Origin of the sequence: Arthrobacter sp. FW306-04-A (genome assembly GCF_044358315.1) — a bacterium.
In the GTDB taxonomy this organism is placed as follows: domain Bacteria; phylum Actinomycetota; class Actinomycetes; order Actinomycetales; family Micrococcaceae; genus Arthrobacter.
Genome location: NZ_CP084559.1, coordinates 671,865 through 692,348, shown reverse-complemented (window position 1 = coordinate 692,348; position 20,484 = coordinate 671,865). Strand labels below are relative to the sequence as shown.

19 protein-coding genes are annotated in these 20,484 nt (G+C 62.4%); 10 read left to right on the top strand and 9 right to left on the bottom strand.

All coding sequences use genetic code 11. The annotated features are described in order from the left end of the window. The first annotated feature begins 18 nt into the window (after positions 1-18). The 4 genes from LFT43_RS03270 to LFT43_RS03255 all read left to right on the top strand — a co-directional run bounded on the left by LFT43_RS03270 (position 19) and on the right by LFT43_RS03255 (position 1,629). On the top strand, positions 19-444 hold the full coding sequence (locus LFT43_RS03270; protein ID WP_395801123.1) for an Hsp20/alpha crystallin family protein: 426 nt from the start codon (positions 19-21) through the stop codon (positions 442-444). Between the two features lie 121 nt (positions 445-565). Then, entirely contained in the window at positions 566-913 is a 348-nt protein-coding gene (locus LFT43_RS03265) for a J domain-containing protein (RefSeq protein WP_395801122.1), read from the top strand. A 52-nt stretch (positions 914-965) separates the two neighbouring features. Continuing rightward, positions 966-1,340: a hypothetical protein gene (locus tag LFT43_RS03260; RefSeq protein ID WP_395801121.1), complete on the top strand. Its 375-nt coding sequence runs from the start codon at positions 966-968 to the stop codon at positions 1,338-1,340. A gap of 22 nt (positions 1,341-1,362) precedes the next feature. Next, positions 1,363-1,629: a hypothetical protein gene (locus tag LFT43_RS03255; protein ID WP_395801120.1), complete on the top strand. Its 267-nt coding sequence runs from the start codon at positions 1,363-1,365 to the stop codon at positions 1,627-1,629. A 786-nt stretch (positions 1,630-2,415) separates the two neighbouring features. On the opposite strand, the gene LFT43_RS03250 is transcribed toward LFT43_RS03255, so the two are convergent. From LFT43_RS03250 to LFT43_RS03240, 3 genes are all read right to left on the bottom strand, one after another. Beyond that, positions 2,416-3,141: a hypothetical protein gene (locus LFT43_RS03250; RefSeq protein WP_395801119.1), complete on the bottom strand. Its 726-nt coding sequence runs from the start codon at positions 3,139-3,141 to the stop codon at positions 2,416-2,418. 139 nt (positions 3,142-3,280) lie between these two features. Beyond that, entirely contained in the window at positions 3,281-3,838 is a 558-nt protein-coding gene (locus LFT43_RS03245) for a hypothetical protein (RefSeq protein ID WP_395801118.1), read from the bottom strand. A 245-nt stretch (positions 3,839-4,083) separates the two neighbouring features. Beyond that, a complete protein-coding gene (locus LFT43_RS03240; protein WP_395801117.1) occupies positions 4,084-4,332 on the bottom strand; it encodes a tyrosine-type recombinase/integrase in 249 nt (82 codons plus the stop codon). Between the two features lie 43 nt (positions 4,333-4,375). On the opposite strand from LFT43_RS03240, the gene LFT43_RS03235 reads away from it, so the two are divergent. From LFT43_RS03235 to LFT43_RS03220, 4 genes are all read left to right on the top strand, one after another. Further along, on the top strand, positions 4,376-5,146 hold the full coding sequence (locus LFT43_RS03235; RefSeq protein WP_395801116.1) for a hypothetical protein: 771 nt from the start codon (positions 4,376-4,378) through the stop codon (positions 5,144-5,146). Between the two features lie 760 nt (positions 5,147-5,906). After that, positions 5,907-6,107: a hypothetical protein gene (locus tag LFT43_RS03230; protein ID WP_395801115.1), complete on the top strand. Its 201-nt coding sequence runs from the start codon at positions 5,907-5,909 to the stop codon at positions 6,105-6,107. Positions 6,108-6,263: 156 nt separating this feature from the next. Continuing rightward, positions 6,264-10,352 (top strand): helix-turn-helix domain-containing protein, encoded by a 4,089-nt coding sequence (locus tag LFT43_RS03225; RefSeq protein WP_395801114.1) that lies wholly within the window; start codon positions 6,264-6,266, stop codon positions 10,350-10,352. Positions 10,353-10,650: 298 nt separating this feature from the next. After that, positions 10,651-12,741 carry a hypothetical protein gene (locus LFT43_RS03220; RefSeq protein WP_395801113.1) on the top strand — a complete coding sequence of 697 codons (2,091 nt, stop codon included), beginning with the start codon at positions 10,651-10,653 and terminating at the stop codon, positions 12,739-12,741. 76 nt (positions 12,742-12,817) lie between these two features. Here the strand turns inward: LFT43_RS03220 and LFT43_RS03215 are convergent, their stop codons facing one another. Beyond that, positions 12,818-13,879, bottom strand: coding sequence for a YhcG family protein (locus LFT43_RS03215; protein ID WP_395801112.1), 1,062 nt, complete (start codon positions 13,877-13,879; stop codon positions 12,818-12,820). A gap of 222 nt (positions 13,880-14,101) precedes the next feature. Between LFT43_RS03215 and LFT43_RS03210 the strand changes: the two genes are divergently transcribed. Beyond that, positions 14,102-14,929: a nuclease-related domain-containing protein gene (locus LFT43_RS03210; protein ID WP_395801111.1), complete on the top strand. Its 828-nt coding sequence runs from the start codon at positions 14,102-14,104 to the stop codon at positions 14,927-14,929. A 649-nt stretch (positions 14,930-15,578) separates the two neighbouring features. Here the strand turns inward: LFT43_RS03210 and LFT43_RS03205 are convergent. The 3 genes from LFT43_RS03205 to LFT43_RS03195 all read right to left on the bottom strand — a co-directional run bounded on the left by LFT43_RS03205 (position 15,579) and on the right by LFT43_RS03195 (position 17,316). Beyond that, positions 15,579-15,845, bottom strand: coding sequence for a hypothetical protein (locus tag LFT43_RS03205; protein ID WP_395801110.1), 267 nt, complete (start codon positions 15,843-15,845; stop codon positions 15,579-15,581). A 132-nt stretch (positions 15,846-15,977) separates the two neighbouring features. Further along, a complete protein-coding gene (locus LFT43_RS03200; RefSeq protein WP_395801109.1) occupies positions 15,978-16,271 on the bottom strand; it encodes a putative quinol monooxygenase in 294 nt (97 codons plus the stop codon). Positions 16,272-16,317: 46 nt separating this feature from the next. After that, positions 16,318-17,316, bottom strand: coding sequence for a LacI family DNA-binding transcriptional regulator (locus tag LFT43_RS03195; RefSeq protein WP_395801108.1), 999 nt, complete (start codon positions 17,314-17,316; stop codon positions 16,318-16,320). Between LFT43_RS03195 and LFT43_RS03190 the strand changes: the two genes are divergently transcribed. After that, positions 17,279-17,515, top strand: coding sequence for a hypothetical protein (locus LFT43_RS03190; protein ID WP_395801107.1), 237 nt, complete (start codon positions 17,279-17,281; stop codon positions 17,513-17,515). The two genes, LFT43_RS03195 and LFT43_RS03190, sit on opposite strands and share 38 nt — an antisense overlap. A gap of 393 nt (positions 17,516-17,908) precedes the next feature. Here the strand turns inward: LFT43_RS03190 and dctA are convergent, their stop codons facing one another. Together dctA and LFT43_RS03180 are read right to left on the bottom strand one after the other, a co-directional pair. After that, positions 17,909-19,219 carry a C4-dicarboxylate transporter DctA gene (gene dctA / locus LFT43_RS03185; protein WP_395801106.1) on the bottom strand — a complete coding sequence of 437 codons (1,311 nt, stop codon included), beginning with the start codon at positions 19,217-19,219 and terminating at the stop codon, positions 17,909-17,911. A gap of 57 nt (positions 19,220-19,276) precedes the next feature. Then, the gene (locus LFT43_RS03180) at positions 19,277-20,416 is read right to left on the bottom strand and encodes a PrpF domain-containing protein (protein WP_395801105.1); all 1,140 of its coding nucleotides are present in this window, start codon (positions 20,414-20,416) and stop codon (positions 19,277-19,279) included. Positions 20,417-20,484 lie beyond the last annotated feature (68 nt).

Here is a 20,484-nt window from a genome sequence, read left to right as displayed (position 1 = left end):
CGCAAGGAGTGACATACCATGCTGATGCGAACCGACCCGTTCCGCGAACTCGACCGACTTGCCCAACAGGTACTCGGTACCACGGCAAGGCCGGCGGCAATGCCGATGGACGCCTGGCAGGAAGGCGAGGACTTCGTGGTCGCCTTCGATCTCCCCGGAGTCACCGCCAACTCGGTTGACATCGACGTCGAACGCAACGTGCTGACCGTCAAGGCCGAACGCCCGGACCCCGTCGGCGAGGACACGGAACTTATCGCCTCCGAACGCCCCCGCGGCGTCTTCAGCCGCCAGCTCATCCTCGGGGATGCGCTGGACACCAACGGCGTCAGGGCAAGCTACGACGCCGGCGTGCTGACACTGCGGATCCCGGTGGCGGAGAAAGCAAAGCCGCGGCGCATCGAAATCGAAACCACCGGGAAACAACGCCAGGAGATCAGCGCCTGAGGGCAGCCCGGAGTCTCCCGGACCGGGAGCACCGGCGGGCCCGACGACGACTCCCGCAACGATGGTCCCCGGCCATCGGCCGGGGACCATCCCCCGACACGAACACAGGCACCGGCAAGCCATGACGAGCAACGGCCCGGACCCTTACGACGTCCTGCGCATCGCCCCGACCGCAACACCACGTGAGGTAGCCCACGCCTACCGCGCACTGATGCGGAGCCGGCACCCGGACACCCGGCCAGCGGACGACAGCGTGGGCCTTGGCACCGCGCCGCAAGCGCTTCAGGAACTGCAGGACATCATGACCGCCTACGCCATACTCGGTAATCCGAAAAAGCGGGCAGCCTATGACCGGGACCACCCGCACAGCGCTGCAACCGAACCGCCGCCGCAGCGCGAATCCTTGGCGCGGCCGGGAGGCCGGCTGCTTCCCGCTGCTTCGCTGCTGATCTGGCGGATCCGGCACTGACAAACGGCCCGCCGTCGTCGGAAGCCACATAGACACATCTAGGAGCCCCACCATGAGTGCCTGGCGCCCTTACGATAGCCAGTTAATGCCCGCGTTCTACGAACGATTCGAGAAGCGGTGGGGCAAAGGAACAGCACCGTTCCTACACCCCGAAACCCACGAACAACCCATGCCCCGCGCCCAATGGATCAACCCTGACACCGGAGCCGCGGTCGCGGTAGTCCCCATCTGGACCGAAGACCCCCAGCATCGCTCCTTCGGGGTGTTCTACCTGCCCCCAGCCGGCGACATCTGGATCCTGCGGCCCGGGTACACCAACTACGTCGAACCCGACACCAAGAACACCGAACAAGCCACCCTGCGCAACGACGCATTCAGAAAAGCCGTCGCGCACGCCAAGGAATTCATCTACGGAACCCAGCCCTAGTAGACATTCTCGGGAGCACATCATGACCCCTCCACAGATCAGCCAGTTCCTTCAGGACTGCATCATCCACGATGAGGCGATCGATTCAGGGCTCGACGCCGACGTGTTCTACGGGCTCTACGTGAGCTGGTGCTGCCTGAACCGGAAAGTCCCCCTCCCCGATCATGCCTTCAGCACCGCCCTCCGGATCGCCGGGCTTCGCCCCGAAAAGCACGGAAAGAGCAGGAGGTTCGTGGGCCTGCGCATGACCGGACCAGCCGCAACGGACTACATTCTCAACAGTAGCTAGGACGCCGCGCCGGCAACCCTCCCAGGGCGTTGATGCGGCATCCCCTACAGACTGCCTGGCGGAACTCGGCGGACATGTCCAAACAAACGCCGCAGCCGGCACCCTGCACGCGGCCTGCCGGACCGGCATACCCCGAACGATCATGGATGCGCCGGCTACCGGTGCAACACGCGCTTGACCGAGCCCAATTCATGCCAAGCACAAACGGGCCCAGTCACAGCCAAAGGGGAGCCGAGACCGTGCCCAAAACGCGGGAGACTATTCGGCGTCGTGCTCTCGGGCGGCTATCAGGCCCACCCGGCCAGTCCCATCCGATCAGGACGCGGATTTTCCATCCGCGGGTTCCGCTGCCTGAGAAGAGCCGCTACCCAGCCACCGACACGGTCATCTGAGAGACTCTTCAGTGACGTGGACCCATCGAACGGAGGTACCACCACCAAGTTCACCCGGACGACTAAATTCACCAAATTCACCGAAACGTCCCCAATCCAGGGCCCCGAAAAGCACGCACATGATTCCCTACCGACAGTCACATCGTTGGCTGCATTCGCGTCTCAAAGGCCCACAGCTGCCAGACGACCGATCTGCAGCCCGACGCGCTCCTGGCCGCCGGCATCGTCCTGTGGAAACTCGACCGGCTCAGCAAGGGCCCGCGCCACCTGATCTTAAGCATGGTGGTGTTGAACCGGTCGTTTCGGTTCAACACGCTCTGCCCGTGTCCGAACTCAAAGGAAAAGATCCCGCCAGGCAATCCTGAGCCAGTACGAGACACCGATCAAGCATCTATCAGGCTCCGGATTTGGGCGACGCCCTATGAAGGCGCAAGAGCGCGTTGTCAAGGGCCTTGGCCACGGCGGATTCAATCTGGCGTCGCGTGAAGGCGGTGTTCACGGCCTTTTCCACCGAGGCGATCTTGGCTTCCTGCACCTCGACTGCCGCGTGGGCGGCGGCCTCGGAGGCATTCCCCTTCTCAACCGGCGCGGCAGCTGCTGCCTCGGCCTGCGCTGCGACGCCGGCCTCGGCAATCTCACCGGTGGACGGATCCACCCAGACGCCTTGGTCGTTCTTTAGGATGGCTACCCCGCCCGGGGCCGTGTAGGCCGGGGCCTGGCCGGCAGCTGCCGGACGGTAACCGCCGCCTGCCGCTATCGGAGCCTGCGGGCCGCCCGAGCCGTCTCCTGCCGGCGCGGCAGGGGCTGCCGGGGTGCGGTAGGCCGGCGGAGGAGTGTAGGCCGGGGGTGTCCAGACGGGCTGGTTGTAAGTGGGAACCTGGATCGGTGCCGGGGCGGGTCCGTTTCCGGAAGCGCCGCCGTTGTAGGTGCCCGCTCCCCCGGTTCCGCCGCCGCTGCCGTCCGGGGAGCAGAACCCCGGGGCGCCCGCAATACCGGCGTTCATGTGCTGGCCGGCGGGGCAGCCGGCAGCCATCGCGGCACCGGATCCCAGGAAAAGGGAACCGCCGAGAAGGGCTGTCGTTGCGATTATGCTCAGTAAGCGTTCGTTCAAAATTTTCATTCCCCATAGAATTAACAGTTTTCTAGAGTGTCGACGATCACTCACACGACGACATCCCCATGGAAAAATATTTGCGAATCCGCAGAAGTCAGCAAGCTGATAACCCTGTTGGGATCAGATGGAACCAGTTCGAAATGGATTACTTAGCAGGCGTCGAACCTGTCGGCGAAGAGGACTCCGAGGAGACCGGGTACGTCATGACCCACGCGCCGTTGCGAAAAATCAGGTTATTCATGTCGGCTGCCAAAATATCGTTGTTACTTACCTTGGTTCCACCGGATGTGACGGACAACGCGGAAACAGCAACCGTGGCCTTCATGCCATTGATTTGTACCTTGGAATCTTCGACGGCCAAAGCAAGGACCGCTTTCGGGTCACTCACTCTAAGCAATGCCAGATCCGTGACGGCCTTCTTTGCCAGATTAGCCTGGCCCGACAGATCCATCTTGTCGAGCACAAGCGTAAAAGTGTCATCGGTAGCTTTATCCGGAAAAGCAGCACCGATCTGGTCCGAAGTCGAGGCAGCAAAGAACAACTGAATCGACTTGGCCACGGCGGCGGAAGTGTTCTGATCATCAGGGATACTCGCAGAGGCTGTCGCTTCGGCGCCCTTCGGACCCGAACAGCCCATCGATCCCGTCAGCAGGGCAATACCGACGACAGCCGAGCCAGCTGCACGCAACGTCCTTGATTTCATGCAGTGATTCCCCCAAAAAATATTCAAAAGTATTAGTAAAGTTACTTCAAGATTTCACAATCTGCAATTCGCTTTTCTCCGGCGGCGTTCAGGGGAATTGGCGACTTCGAAAAATTGGAGACTTCCTGCCGAAGCGGGACAAAATACGCCCACCACAGCAACTCCACGGCGGGCTGAGCGCATTGACCAAGAGCCCGTCAAACACCAGGTCAGGCAGCCCTGCGGGGATTCCAACGGTCCGAGGATTAGCCCGCCCGCCCAATAGTGCCGGCCCAGTTACCCGCTTGGATTTGGACTACCATGTTCTCCAAGAATTCGGAATAGTCGGGCACAACCTTGGCCCTCGCGATGTAGTGCGCCCTGGTCACTTCCACTGAAGCATGCCCGAACTGGGCCGCGGCAACCTCATCGCTCACGTTCTCGGCCACGGTCGTTGCTACGGTCCGACGAAAGGCATGAGGCGTAATAGGTTCGGCGATCCCGGTCTTTGCCAATGCCTTCTTGAATTCGGTGCGAAAGTTTCACGGCGAGACGAACGTGCCGTTGCGTATATGGAAGACGGCATCGGTCCCCGCCAAGGAGGCATTGATTCTCCGTCGCCGCAGCATCTCCATCACTGCCTGTTATGCGCCCTCGACGCTGGGTCCGTTCCTGCGGGCGTTCGCGTTCCGGCATGTGCGCCAGTTGGACGCGCTCGCGTCCCGTTTCCTAGGGAACCTGGCTGGCCGGGCACCCTTGCTTGGCGCGCCCGCCGGCGGTGACTTCGTGTTCGTGGATGTCGATGACTGGATCATCGAGGTCCACGGCTATGCCAAAGAGGGCTCTGGCTACGGATACTCAGGTGCGGGGCCTGAACGCGCGCCGGCCACCGCCTTGACGAAGGACAGCGCTCAGGTGATCCCAGCAGCAGCGCAAAGGGCTGCGGATTCCGCCCGCGGCGCCAAACGCCTGATCGCCGAGGCCTTCTCCACTCTTAAAAGCGTCCACGCCGGCCAGCGGGTGCCCTGCCGTTTCGATTCTGCCTTCCACGGCCATGATTCGGTGGCTGCGGCGCTCATCGGCGGGGCCGCCGTCCCGGAGACCGTGAGGATGGACCCGGCCGTGAAACGCGCCATCGCCGGGATCCTCCCCGCAGGGCACTTCGGCAACGCCAGGACCGGAACGATACGCCGCAAACTCATCCATGTGCCGGCCAGGATCGTCTCCAGCGCCCGACGCATCCGACTTCATCTGCCCGAAGCCTGTCTCTGGCAAGCCGCCTGGGAAGATCCCTTCACCACCGTCCACGTCCCACCGCAAGCGGCATAAAATCCCGCTCTCCCGCCGGGTAAAGGCCCGACCAGAAGCACACAGTGGAACGCCACTGGCAGTGAGGCCGACAACCTGCCATGCCCACACCCAAAACCGCGGCCACCCCCGACAACCAGTCAGGACCACCTCGAATCGGTGGATCAAGGCTGAGAGCGCTTGGGGCATCACCAGGGCCCAGAGAGGCGCTCAGCAGCGGCGGCACGCACTTGGGCACCGGATCCCCCTGGTACTGCGCGCTAATAAGTCCGGCTTCCCCAGAAGCGACCGTATCCGGTCCCCGACGCTGCTCCGAAACCCACAACGGCGGAGCCCGGGACCCCGTCCGGCCCGATGGCGCCAATGACGCCGACCTTGGTCGTGCAGTTCTCCGCTTACGACGCTGGGTGCATGACGCAGAAATTTTCGGCCCACAATGGGTCAAGCTATAAGCCAAAGTGTTATCAAAGTGTTTATTCCAACGATTCGAAGGTTCAAAAAACCCTGCAAGCTGTGGAGCTAAAGAGATTCGAACTCCTGACCTCTTCTCATGGGAGGGCATATTTCGTTGTCTTCCAACGGCTACTATTGGCTTGAAAATCCGCGGAATCTCGGGGTTTTTAGTGCTGGGCAAGGCCGACGACATATCAACGTTTTTCGTTGTTTTCGTGGGGTAAACGTGGGGCCGACATAGATCGGGATCGGGCGGTTCCTGCCCAGTCTCCGGCGCTGGCCTTGCCGTTCAGTGGGCCGACGGTGAGAGAAAGCCCTCCGATGAGTGATGACACGGCTGCGCCACGCCTACCATGTCGCCGCACTCCTGGCCGAGCGCGACTCCGAGACCGTGGTCCAAGCGTGGTTTCAGGGAATGAATCCCCGGCTGGATGATGTGCCGCCGGCAAAGCTGCTACGCCAAGGCCAGGTCGAGGATACAACGCAGGCAGTCCCCGCCGCCGCCCGGGCATTCGCTACGGCAGGCTGACAGGTCGGTTTGGAAAAGAACGCCCTGATGGTCCTGGCACTAGCTCGCAGCGTGGTGGCGCCAACTCGTGGATCTCCTGCTCCGCCGAGCAACCTCCACACGTAGTTCCTACGTGCGAAGGTTGACTCCCACGCAGTCACTGCGTACGATCGACTCATGTTCAAAGAACTCGGACTGATGATACGTGAGCGCCGCGAGGCACTCGGCCTTGACCAAGCTGCACTCGCAGCGCTGCTCGATGTTGGTCAGCAGGCCGTCAGCGGGTGGGAGCGCGGCCGGTCGCGCCCTAGACGCGCAATGCTCACCCACCTAGCAAAAGTGCTCTCTGCTGACGAGAATGCGTTGCTCGATGCGGGCGGGTATCGGCCGCCGGCATCGACTGTCAGGAGCCCGGTCCATCCGCTGACTCGAGCCCTTCCGGCGGACGAACTTCCCGAGGACCGGTTCGAGGACCTCATCGCGGACGTGATGGCATCCATGTATCCAATGGGCCACGCGAGCCGGTTCGGAGGCCGAGGTCACAAGCAGTACGGGATCGACATTCTGGTCACCGAAAGCGGTAGGAATCTGGCCACAGGGCAGTGCAAACGGCACCGCGAGTTCGGGCCAACAGCCGTACGCAAGGCGATCAGCGAGGTCACTGTCACGGCCGACAAGAACTATTTGTTCCTGTCGCGGCTGATCGCCACCCCTGACGCTCGACTGGCGGCCGCAGAGCACTCCGACTGGGAACTCTGGGACGGCGAAGACATCTCGCGATACATTCGAAACCTGCCCGGCGAGCGAGCCGTCCGCATCGTCGACACCTATTTCCCGGGCCATAGAGAGTCGTTTCTCGGCATAGCGTTGCCAGGTCCGTGGTTGCCCCCTGAAGAGCACTTTGACGCTAGCCGCAGTACGATTTTCAACCACGAGTGGAACCTCTCCGGCCGACGGGAGGAGTTGGATGCGCTAGTGACTGCCGCGTACCAGCCTTCCGCGAACCTCGTCTTCCTTGTCGGCACTGGCGGAGTCGGCAAGACGCGCATGCTGAAAGCGTTGGCGGACGCGGCGCCAACGCAACACGATCTCGTCCGAGTCCTCCCCGGCGACTCCCAAGTCGCCGGAGCAGATTTCGAACGACTTCCGCACGACGGAGGTCTGACCCTCATCATCGACGACGCCCACGAGCTCACCGGGATTGCCTCTGTGGTTGCCGGCATTTGGCGCCGCAACCGCGACGCGAAGATCGTGCTCGCCACCAGGCCCTATGGCCTGAGGCCCCTGAGGGAGGAGCTGGCACGAGCAGGCCTGCTCCCGGAAGACAAGAAAGTGGTTGAACTTCGCGACCTCAGCTTCGAGGACGCAACGGCCCTTGCTCGGGAGGCATTGACTGACGACGTCCCAAAGACGGTCGCGCGGCGGCTGGCCGCCCTGACCGCCGACTCGCCTCTGGCTACCGTCGTTGGCGGCGTCCTGATTAGACGCGGCCAACTAGACCCCGGGGCGCTCGAGCAGAACGACAACGTGCGTGACCAGATTATGCGCGGATTTCGTGACGCACTCGTGGAGGATCCCCTCGCCGACGACCCACCTACGCGCCACGCCGTTCTCGTTGCAGTTGCCGCTCTGCAACCGGTTCGTACCAACGAGACGAGTGCGCGCGACTCGTTGAGCAAGATCGTCGGAAAGCCCTACGACGAGTTGCACAAGCACCTGCGCAGCCTTGAGAACGCAGGCATCCTCAGGCGCCGCGGCGAATCACTGCGGATCGTGCCTGACTTGCTCGGCGACGTGATCCTGGCCGACGCGGCCTTCGGCGAAACAGACCTCCACGGAACTGGGTACCTGGCCCGCATTGAACCGTTGGCCGACGGCACCAGCGCCGAACACCTATTCGTGAACGTCAACCGAGTGGACTGGCAGGTCCGCAACAAGCGGCCGGAGGCACCAAGCCTGGCCGACTCACTTTGGGCTGCGTTCCAGACCAGAATAAAGAACGCCGACCTGATCGGCCGACGAGACCAGGTTGGTCTTCTGGCGAAGGTGGCCTACTTCCAGCCTGAGCGTGCGCTCATGGTGACCCGTTGGCTAATTGACAATCCTACTGAGCGCATCAGCGATGAGAACGCCTTTTGGAGAGGCCATATCACGCCCGCCTACACCGAAGTCCTTCACGCATTGCCGCCGGCACTCAAGTTCGCTGCGCTGAGCCTGAACACCCTTCCAGATGCCCTCGGGCAGTTATGGGAACTCGCCTGCATTGATGAACGTCCGACCAACCCGCACCCCCAGCACGCACTGCGGATCCTTCGTGAACTGGCAGAGTTCGATCTGGCGAAGCCCGTCGCTTTCAACTCAAGGGTTGTCGACATCGTCTCCACCTGGTTTGCCGACGGTCTGGGCATTTCGCCGTTCGAGGTTCTGGAGCCGCTCCTTGCGACGGAAGGCGATGAGTCGAGCTCTCGCGGCCACACAATCACCTTCCGGCCCTACTCGTTGAATCCATCAAGCGTGATCGAGGTCCGAAAGCGAATCATCGATCTGGCCTTCGACGAGCTCAGCTCAACCGATCTTCGGCGTGCAGGCGCCGCGGTCAGGTTCCTAAAGTCGGCGTTGCATTACCCGATTGGCACCTTCGGCCGACCGGTCTCGACGGATGAGCAGCAAGCGTGGACCCCGGGGTTTGTCGACACCATCGAGCGGCTTGGTGCGACAGCTGCGAAAGGGGCGCTCGACCCGGCGGTTCTCGTCGCAATCCGCGACGCCCTTTTCTGGCACGAGAACTACTCGGACTCACCTACCCGGGCGGCTGCAGAACGTGCCGTGCTGTCACTCCCCCGCGGAGTGGATTCGCTGCTTGCGCTTGTCGTCCATGACGGCTGGGGCCATCTGCTTCGTGACCCTGACGACGACTATCAAAAGATGGAGGCCAAGCGCCTCGAGCTCATGCACGAGGTCGTCACCGGGCTGTCCTTGTATACCGAGACCCAAATCGTTGAACTGCTCGTCGCTCGGCTTCGAGCAGACCGTCAGGTCAACGGTGAGACGGCAGGGCAGCCGGGCCCTGTCGTGGCCAGCCTGATCCAGGCCCGGCGAGGTCTGGCGCATGCGCTCTTAGAACACATTCGAACGAGTCCCTGGCCGGCAGATCTCGACCCCGTGTTGCCCGTGGTACTTGCCACGCTTGCCGAGGACGACCCTAGGACGGCCTTGGATGACGCCCGAGATCTCCTAGCCCGCGGGCCGGTCGAGCGCCGTCGAGCCGTCGCCCAGGCTCTGAGCTGGAATCGCGGCACCCGAGAACCTCGTACCGAAGAACTTGACCTTTTACTCCAGCTAGCGTCCGACCCGGACCAAGTCGTCCGAGGTTGCGTCGCTCGAGCGGCTCAGATGCTGGCCTCGGGGCATCCCGGTGAGGTCACCCGTCTCATCGCTGCCGTCCGCTTCGCAGACTCTGGGGACTTGGCCGAAGAGATCTTCACGTGCTTCCGGTCCCAAATCGGCATCTCGTGGAACAACTTCTCCGAAAGCCAAATAGAGGTGATCCGTAAAGACCTGTTAGAGCTCGCAGACATCGGTGGCTATTCCGTCAGCGAAGCCCTCGCTATTCGGTCTGCCTCAGAACCCGAGTGGGTCATCCGATTACTGCAAGATCGCGTCGAACGCGCAGAGAACCTGAAATCCCTTGATGGCTACCGTGCGACACCATTCCACTGGGACAACCGCCTCCGTATCCGCGAAACTGCCGGGTTCGTCGCCAGTTTGAACGGCATCCTAGTTTGGATCGCCGATGGCCTGGACTCTTGGATCCGGCGAAAGATGGGCGCAGAGGTCTTCGCAGCTGTCGCGGTCAGGTATGACAGCCAGGTTGTCGACGTCTTGAGCACAGCGCTGGCATTTGGCTCCGAGGAGATGACGCGAGCCGTGTCCGCCGTGCTCCACGAAGCGCCTCGAACCTTTATCTGGGATCAGCCTGACTTCGTGCGAAGCGCGCTGCACGCGGCTCGGCGACTAGGCGAAAAGGCTCGCAGAGAGATGACGGGCGCGCTGTGGAGTGCCACCATTTCGGGATTTCGTTCAGGCACGCCCGGTGAACCGTACCCCGAAACACTCGAACAGCGGGATCGCTCACGGACGATGGCGGAACATTTCCCGGCCGGATCCCTCGAGGAACGGTTCTACAGCGACATGGCCAAGTCGGCCGAGAGAGACATCGCCCGTGAACTGGCAGAAGATGCTCCCGACGATGGGCGGGAATGGTAGCGCATGAGCGCAGATCCCAGCGTCGTTACCCGGATTGCTCCCCGCCATCAACCTCAGCACTTCTCGTCACAAGTCGACTTTCAGGCTGTTTTGGCACCTATCCCCCGCTACCAGGGGGTACTTGCCTCCATACAAGTCTGGACACGCCCGTCGGCGACCGCGAGACGTATAGGCTTTTGCATATTCTTAAATAGCCGCTCGTTGCCGATCCCGCGAGTCGTATGGGGGAACAAATGATCATGTACTACTTCCGGAGAAGATTCGCCACCTGCGACGTGGCAAAGGCGTGACGGCGACGATGACCACGAGTAACGCCCTGTTGGCGAGCCTCGCGATTATCAAGGCCAACTGGGACTACTCCCACGAAAGCTACGTCGACAACTTCCTCCCATTTTTCCTTGACGCAGTCCGAGAGGCTCAAGGCGCACCTGTGTCCCCTCTCGTTGCCAAATCCCACATTCGCGAGCGATTCGGCATCGACATCCCCGAAGGTGTCCTCTCGACTCTGAGCCGACGTGCAGCACACAAGAATTTCGGGCGACGGGAAAATGGCACGTTCATCGCGGACATGGACAGGTTGTCCGAGGTTCGTGATCTGGGCCGTCAGAAGGCCGACTATCTGCGGAAGCAAGCGGCACTTGTGAACGAGCTCGTTCGCTATTCGGAAGACCGATTCCAACGCACGCTAAGTGTGGAAGAGGCCGAGGACGCGCTACTCAATCACGTCGAGGAGCATTCCGTGCCTCTGTTCGGATCCGTAATGAACGGAGCGCCCTACGACGCCAGGACTACATCGTCTTCCGACCGAAACACCGAATATGTCGTGAACGCCTTCATAGGCCACGTAGTCAGCAGCATGCCCGAGTCGTTCGATCATCTTGAGACGGTGGTTAAGGGCAGCATGCTTGCAGTCTCGCTTTATTTGCCCAACAACAGTGAGCTCGGCAGACGGTTCGACCGCACCACACTGTTCTTGGATACTCCAGTCCTGTTGAAAGCCCTCGGGTACGAGGGCGAGGAGGCGAGGGCTGCCGCAATGGACCTACTAGCCCTGTCTCGAGACGTTGGCGCTGATATCGCCTGCTTCGAGCACAGTGTGAACGAAGTGAAAGGAATCCTAGACCGATCCGCGGGCAAAGCCTCACAAGGCGGCTTCAACGGCGCGCACCGAAGGGCGGCCGACGTTTACTTCGCTAATCTGGGTGCGAGTGCAAGCGACATTCTGTTGATGTCACAGCGTCTTGAGGATGATATTGCCGCCTTGGACGTGGCAATCCGTGATCGGCCGACGGCGTCTGCCGAACTAACGATCGATGAACTGTCACTCGAGGAACTCATGGAAACAACCATGGGCTATTCCAGCCGCGACACTCTTCTGAACGACTTGGACAGTCTCACCGCAGTACATCGCTTACGCGGTGGCCGGAGTAGCTCCCGACTAGAAAGCTGCCGGGCACTCCTGGTTACGACGAACGGAGGCCTGGCGCGCGTTGCCCGTACGTTCTTCGTGCAGAACGGCGACCACGAATGGCCGCCCGCGTTGACCGATCACCATCTTGCAACCCTTGTCTGGCTCAAGAAACCTCATGCCGCACCTAGCCTGCCCCGGCGTCAGATTCTGGCGGATTGTTTCGCCGCACTAGAGCCAGGAGGACACATATGGGATCGCTATCTTGAAGAGATTAACCACCTCAGCAGCCGGGGCGAAATCTCCGAGAACGACCTGATGCTGCTCCGCTACTCAACCGAAGCGCACAGAAGTCTTATGGATCGAACGTTGGGCGATGCAGACCAGGTCACATCCGAAGCGGTATCCAACATCTTGGAGACGGTTAAGGCTCGCATAATCTCGCCCGCGGTGGCAGAACGTGACGCTGCGTTCCAGGCAGCAACTAATGTGCGCGGTGAACTTGAAGCGGTCGAGCAAACACTGCAGGGGAAGGAAAGTGACCTCGCGGCAGAGCAAGCAGCCGCACGAGCGGCTAAGGAACACGTGGCAAAGCTCGAAAGGCGGCTGGCGACACTCGAAGCAGCAGACGAAAACCGCCGCAGCGCCGCGCGAGCAAGGGCCCGGCGCCAAGCCGCCGTTGCATACAGGTGCGTTCTGGTTGTCTGCGGCGCCGTTCTCGTCCTTTCAATAGTGGCGACCGCGCTTCCGGACGGCATTATCCCCGGATGGTTCAAGCCAGCGGTACCGTATTGCATCACACTCGCAGGGATGGCAGGAGCTGCCACTTTGATGTGGGGTGGAAGCATTAAGGGCACAGTTGGTTCACTCAGATTGTGGCTAGAGCAGCGGTTGGAAGAAAAATACCTATCGGAGCTCGGGGCTGTGTCGACATTCCCAGACCAAACTCATCTCCGCACGAGTGCTTCCAAAAACCGATAACAGCGCATATGGCGTTTTCGTAGCCGACGGCTTCACGAGACCTCGGCCTTCACGCGCCTGAACAGAAACTGCTTGCCTAGACGTCCTCCGAATCAAAGTCCGTGTGCTCATTGGGTTCGGCCCATTCGAGTGCGGCGACAAGGTTGTCTTCGGCCGGGAGAGCGTCTCGTTCTGCAACGGGGAGTTTGTCGTAGGTGTAGGCGGCGACTGCCATGGGGGAGGTGGAGCGGCCCAGGCTGTAACGGACGCTGCGGTCATTCTTCGTACCGCAAATCAGGATCCCGATTGTTTCATTGTGATGGTCCCGGCGGAGCGTGTCGTCGACGAGGGCTACGTAGAAGTTCAACTTGCCGGCCCATTCCGGCTGAAACTTACCTGTCTTAAGTTCGATGACGACGTACCGAAGCTGTTCTATGTGGAAGAACAGCAAATCGACGTAGTAGTCGTCGCCATCGACGTCAAAATGTACTTGCCGCCCGACGAAGGAAAAGCCCGGCCCGAGCTCCCGCAGGGTTTCGGTGATTCTGTTCGCTAGGGCGTTCTCGAGGTCCCGTTCGGCGACTTCACCGGACAGGCCAAGGAACTCGAAGTTGTAGGGGTCTTTGGCGACTTGTTGGGCGAGCTCCGACTCTGGTGCAACAAGCTGTTGCACAAAGTTCGACGGCGCTGCCCCGGTGCGTTCCATGGATTTGCTCATCATCATGTTCAGGAGTACGTTCCTGGACCAGCCGTATTCGACGGCCGCCGACGCGTACCAGGCCCGTTGCGCCGAGGTTTCCGCTTTGTCCAACAAGACGGTGACGTGGCCCCACGGCAATTGTGCAACAGGCTGTTGCACAATTGGATCCGGCCATGCGGCTGCGAATCCGCGCATGTAGAAAAGATTGCGGCGCGACAGTCCCTTCATCTCCGGGAACTCCACCCGTAGGTCCTCTGCCAGTCGTCCAATGACCCCGCTCCCCCAGCTTTCGATTTCCTGGCGCTCCAGGATCGCCCGCCCGATGGACCAGTACAACTCGACAAGCTGGGTGTTGACTGTTCGCAGCGCCTTGGTGCGCGCTTCCCGGACCCGGTTCTTGAGCTCGACGAGGAGCTCTGGGTAGCCGGCAGGGAGGGCAAGATCGCGGGTGTCCGTCATGACTTCGATCCTACCGACCCGCGAGGCGCCGGCGGCCTGGCACTCATTTGCCCGGCCGGGTGAGCTGACAGCATTAGAGCACTACGGAGAGATCGACGACGGCAGCGGCACGGTTAAAGAAGCGCGAGCCTCTGGCGGACCGCGTGGATCTCTGTCATCATTTCGACCAGCTTCCGTCCCTTGCGACTGGAGGTCGACAACACACGGAAAAGGGGAAGTCCGGTGGAACAAGGCCAAACATCGCACGAGATACCGTCAGGGCAATCAAGCCATGCCCGTGTCGATCTCAGGGACAGGACCGCCGGTCATGCAGTGATCGAGAGGCTCCTACAGGAGCAGGCAGGCGTTCGAGCGCGATCCTTCCTGGCTCGCGTTTTCGGCGCCAACCCCCTCGGGCCAGCTTCCCTGTCCTGGTACCAGGGGGCTTTGGGTGAAATCTCCGTCGGGCAGGTCCTCGAACGCCTGGGCCCCGAATGGACCGTCCTCCACGCCGTGCCGGTCGGCACTGGAGTCTCCGACATCGACCACGTGCTGATCGGACCTACCGGAGTGTTCACCCTTAACACGAAAAACCACACCGGCCAGGCTGTCTGGGTTGCCGGACGTACCCTCATGGTCGCGGGTAAGAAGCAACGCCACCTCTACAACGCCGCCCACGAAGCATCCCGGGCAGCGGCCCTGCTCAGCCGAAGAATGGGCGGGCCCGTCCCGGTCACCGCTGTTGTGGTGATCCTTGCCCCGAAAAGCCTGACAGTAAGAGCCAGCCCGGAGGGCGCCGTCGTCCTCACCGCCACCCGCCTGCTTGGCTGGCTCGCCGCCCGGCCAAGGATCCTTGGCCCCCGACAGGTCGGAATGCTCAGTGCGGTGGCCTGCCAGCCCGGGACGTGGCATCGGGATCCACCGAGCATGATGGATCCGGCCCGGATCCGCCAGGAATTCGCGGCCCTCCGGGCGGCGGTGAACAGGGCCCGTGCATGCCGGATCGGCTGGCTTCTGGCGCTCCTGATCAGCGCACCCCTGATCCTGAGCAGCCTTTCCCGGCACTTCTGACACTCGTGCTTCGCCGAACGCCTCTGCGGGCACGGGCCATCCTTACGAATACAGTGGACCAGGTGGCGGATCGCGACGCGGACGACATCCTCCACGCTCCATAGATTCGCTCTCCGTCGCCTTCCGGAGACCGCCTCGGATCACCCTGCAGGGGCCGCAACACACGGCCAGACCCTCCGCACAGGCAGCGTTTTCATCCAAAACGTGGGGTAAACGTGGGGTGGGTTCAGAACTCGCGGTGAAAAAGACCCCATCCCACCTGATTTGACTCACGGGCCTAGTTGTCGATGCTGCAGGGCTCTGACCTGCGGCGATGCCTTCCGCCTGGTGCTTTTTCACGCACTGATTGGTTTTGTTCTGGTGCCGCGGTATGCCCCCTGCTGGCACGGTTTTCGCCCCAAAACGTGTGGTTTCCGTCGACTGGGTTCAAAACTAGCCACGAAAAGAGCCCTCCCACCCAGCGTTTCCGCAGGTGGGAGGGCCTTCACTGTGGAGCTAAAGAGATTCGAACTCCTGACCTCTTCGATGCAATGAGCCGCCAAACCTGACACGGTATCCAAGTGGTGTCACCGCGTAAATTTTGCTCGCTCCTTGCATACTACGGGCCCAGTTCAAGCGAACTGGGCCCGTAGTTTTGTGGCCCGGCTGCCTATTCATTCCCGGCGGGCACTGGCAGCTCGACGACGGGTTGCAGCCAGGCGTTGTGGTTGCGGACGTGACGGTCTGAGGGACGCACGTACCGGTAGCTTCCATTGTCGGGAGCGAGGCGCAGGCCTTCGTTGGCCAGTGCGTCTTCGATGGCCAGGATGCTTCCGGCTCCGATGCCGGCGACGTCTTCCCTCAGGTTCTTGGCTGAGAGGGCGATCAACTGGCCCACCGTCTGCACGCCTGACCTCAGCAGCGCGTTCACAGTCATCCTGGGAAGCTTGATTTCCCTCAGGGATAGGTTTCTTTTCATCTATCCACCGGTCGTTTCTCCGGCAAAGTTTGCGCGTCCGCGGGGAGCGGCGAATGTGCGTGGACGCAGGCTCAGGGACCGTGCCGGCAGCTATTGAATCGCTTGGAGCCAGGTCAGTTCCGATCCGTCACCTTCAATGAGGCCCGCGAGTTCTTCGTTGAATTTCCGTCCGTAGTCGGCGCCGATGTGCTCCTCGAAGGCGGCCTGGTCACGGTAGACCTCGAAGACGAAGTACTCGTTGGGCCGGGATTCCCTGGTGTAGGGCCAGAAGACCACGTTTCCCGGCTCGGCACGGACGTGTTCGGTGAGCTCGCGCATCATTTCTTCGACCCTGGCTTCACAGCCGGGCTTGACCGTGAATTCTGCATACAACGTTTTAGTCATGGCGTCTCTCTTCGGTTTGTGGTGGGTGTTTGTCTGGTCCGGCAGATCAGTCCGGCGGAGGAAACTCGCCTGAGCCGCGCACTATCAGCTCCGAGGGGACAACCCAGGTACCGGGCAGACTTTGGTCGCCGTCGATCCTGGCCAGGAGCCTTTCGGCGGCGAGTTTTCCGATGCGTTCGGGGTGCTGGGCGATGAGAGTGATGCCCGGTTCCATCATGTCAGCGAGGGCGAAGTCGTCGAAACCGACCAGAGCCACTTTGTGGCTCGCGCCTGCTTCCTTCAGTGCCCGCATGGCGCCGAAGGTGACCAGGTTCTGGCTGGAAAAGATGGCGGTGGGGGGATTCCGGGCGGCGAGCAGTTCGTGTGTTGCCAAGCGGGCCGCCTCCTCATCGTGAAGGCCCTCAATGGCAGGGACGTCGGACGCGGGGATCCCGGAGCGGCCGAGTTCTTCCAGGAACCCCCGGCGTCGCTCCCGCGCGGTCTGGATGTCGGTCCGGTCTCCCAGGTATGCCAGCCTGGTATGGCCGTGGCTGAGCAGGTGGGCGGCCGCCCGCGCTCCGCCGGTGGCGTTGTCGCTCACGACGGCGTCCGCGTCGACCCCGTTTGGTTCCCGGTCAATGAAAACGATCGGCAGGTCCCGGGAATGTTCCGGGATGACGTGGGCCTGGCTCTTGGCAATCGGGGTGAGGATGAGCCCGTCGACGCGCCGCCGGAGAAACGCGGCGACGAGGGCTTTCTCCCGCTCGGGATCATCGTCCAGGCTTGCGGCAAACACGGCAATGCCACGCGCCGCCAGGGCGTCTTCAATCGCGCGATGGATTTCCCCGCTGAACGGGTTGGCCACGCTCGGAAGAAGCAAGCCGATGGAAAGGGTCCGGCGGCCGGTGCGGCGAAGACTGCCCGCTGCCATGTCCACTTGGTAGTTCAGCTGTTCTACGGCCCGGAGAACCCGCACCCTTTTGGCCTCTGAAACCCCGGGTTCGTCGTTGACGACCCGGGAGACTGTCTTGATTCCCACGCCGGCCAATGCCGCGACATCGCGCATCGTCGGCGGGCTTCTGAACCGCACCGGCGAAGGCCTCGCCCCGTCCGTGCTCGAAAGGATAGGCCGCAGCGCCTCCGTGGCAGCGGCGATCACCGTGAGCCGTCCCGGAGCCAACCCGCCGACCTGGATCGAGCTCGACGCAGAACTCACCCAACGGCGATCCGGTGATCCCTCCGCGGCCGTCGCCCAACCTGCCTGATCACCTCCGTGTGATCGGTTCCCAAAGCCATTGGCTTTGAGTGAATCCTGGTAGTGGGTTTCCATCGCGGAACATGCGCCACTGCCGCCCCTCCCGGAGACCGAACGCGGCCTCGGACTCAAGGTCCTCGCGAGCCAGGGCGCGACCATCGACACCCCGACCGGTGCCTGCTGAGTTCGTCCGGAGTGGCCTGTTGCAAGGCGGGGTCATCAGTGTGTCTGCTCCCCGCCCAGTTGGCATCGGGCCCGGGCTCGTGCGCCCGACTTTCGGGTTACCTGTTGCGGTGGAGTAAGCAGGTCTGGTGTCCGATGCGGCTTTGTGGGCCCGCGAAGGCGGCTGTTGGGCGAGTCAGGCTTCTGCGAAGAGCTGGAGCCTGACTCGCGATGGGCTCTCTCAGTGGGTCAGGGCGGGTTCCGTGAGCTGGAGTTTTTCCGACTCGGTGGGCACGAAGCCTGCCTTGAGTTCGGATTGGAGCTTGTCGGTGTCGAGCGCGTGCTGCCACTTGGCGATGGCGACGCACGAGACGATGTTGGCCACGGTGCTGGTGAGGGCGCGGGCTTCGCTCATGAAGCGGTCGATGCCGACGATGAGGGCCACGCCGGCAACGGGCAGGGTGGGCATGATCGTCAGGGTAGCGACGAGGGCGACGAAGCCGCTGCCCGTCACGCCCGCTGCGCCCTTGGAGGTCAGGAGCATCATTCCGAGCATGAGCAGGATCTGGTCCCAGCTCAGGTGGATGTCGCAGGCCTGGGCGATGAACATCGAGGACAGCGTGAGATAGACCGCGGTGCCCGTGAGGTTGAAGGAGTAGCCGGTCGGGACCACGAGGCCGACGACGCCGCGGTCGCAGCCGAGGCGCTCAAGCTTGGAGAGCAGGCGCGGAAGGACGGGTTCGCTTGAGGATGTGGCGAGGACGATGAGGAACTCGTCGCGGAAGTAGCGCAGGATCCGCCAGAGGCTGAAACCGGTCAGTTTCGCGAGGATGCCGAGGGCGACGACCACGAAGATGATGCACGCGGCGTAGAAGGCGAGGATCAGCATCCCGAGGTTGCCGATCGAGTGGGCTCCGTACTTGCCGACCGTGAACGCCATGGCGCCGAACGCCCCGATGGGGGCGACCTTCATGAGGTAGCCGAACACGACGAACAGCAGCTTGTTGAAGCTGTTGACCACGTTGAGGGCGAGCTGCCCTGGTGCGCCGAGCTTGCTGAAGGCGAAGCCGCAGAGCAGCGCGATGACGAGCACGGGCAGGACTTCGCCGTCGGCGAAAGCGCCGATGAAGGTGGTGGGGATGATGCTCAGCAGGAAGTCGGCAGGGTTGCTGCTGGGCAGCTGGGTTGTGTACTTGGAGGCGACAGAGGTATCGAGGTGGGCCGGGTTGATGTGCATGCCGGCTCCCGGCTGGAACAGCATGACCGCGCCCAGGCCGATGGCCAGGGCCACCAAGGTGAGCACGTAGAACAGGCCCAGCGAGCGGATCAGGGTCGGGCCGACCTTCTTGGTGTCGGTCAGTGAGGTGATGCCGCTGACGATGGTGCAGAAGACGATCGGCGCGATCATGAACTTCACGAGCTTCACGAACCCGTCGCCGAGCGGCTTGAGGGAGGAACCGAGGTCCGGCCACAGCGCGCCGACGAGCATGCCGAGCGCCACGCCGATGAGTACCTGGACATACAAATGTCCGAGGATGGATTTGATCTTCATTGAACAACTTCCTGGGTGAATGCCCCATCTAATGATGGCAGGGGCGGATTGAAGGGGCTAGGCAGTCTGTGCCACAGGCTGTGCGACGTCGATGTCGGCGACGGCGAGTTGGCGGGCCGCCCTGTGGAGGGCGACCTCGGTGACGTGACCGTTGTCGTCGCTGACGACCTCGGTGGTGATGACACCGGCAGGCGTTCCGATGCGCAGAAGCCGGCGCCCCCGGTGGGCGTGGTCTGCAGGGGACAGTACCTTGGCCACAACGGATCCGGGCAGGGCAGCAGCGAGGGAGACCGCGACGGCCGAGGTAAGGCCAATGGCGGGATGGGGCGCGAGCATCGAGAGCATCCGCACCCGCAGATCGTGGGTATCCGCCGCGATCCTCGTTCCGTCGGCCGCGATGTAGTCGCCCGGCGCTGCAACGACACCGACCTTTGGGACAGCATTCTGCGGAGGATCTTCGGGCTTCCTCAACCCCATCATGAGACCCGCCGACGCGCGGGCTGCCAGGAGCCCGGGCAGATGCTCGGACAGATTGCCGGTCATCGACGACAAGTCGATGCCTGCCTCGTCAGCCGGAATCAGCACCGCTGGCGCCCCGGCGTCAACCAGGGTCGCCGTAAGAGTGGTCCCGCCGGCAGAGATTTCGTCGGTCACGGTTCCCGTCGGCAGGACCGCGCCCGTGCTCCGCCCCCACGGGGCATGGAACGAGAGGCTCACGGGAACGCCCAGCGCGCTGCTTCCAGGAACCTTGGCCACACCCGATGCCGGGACGCGGCCGCCCGGGGTCGCGATCGTGCCGCTCAGCACGGCTCCAGTGTTGAGGTTGCGCATGCTGACCCGCGTTGATCCCTTCTGGGGAGGAACGATGCCCGACTGGACGGCATACAGGGCGATCGCGGTGGCGCAGTTGCCGCAATTGGAACCGAGTTCCACGGTCGGGTCTCCGATCCCGACCTGCGCGAAGAGGTAATCGAGGTCTGCCGGACCGTCGGGCGTGGCCCCGACGACGGCTGCTTTCGACGTCGTCGACGTCCCCCCGCCGACGCCGTCGAGCTGGCGGGCATCCGCGGCGCCGAAAGCATCGGCCAGCAGGTTGCGGATCTCTTCGCGACTCCTAGCATGGAGGGCCACGTCTTCGGCATCAAAGAGCCAGCACTTGCTCGTGCCGCCCCGGTACCAGTGACCGCGGAGTTGCATGGTGTTCTTCCTTCACGTGTCGTGGTCGCGCCTCACGGCGCCTGCTCCTTCTACGATCCACGTTGCGA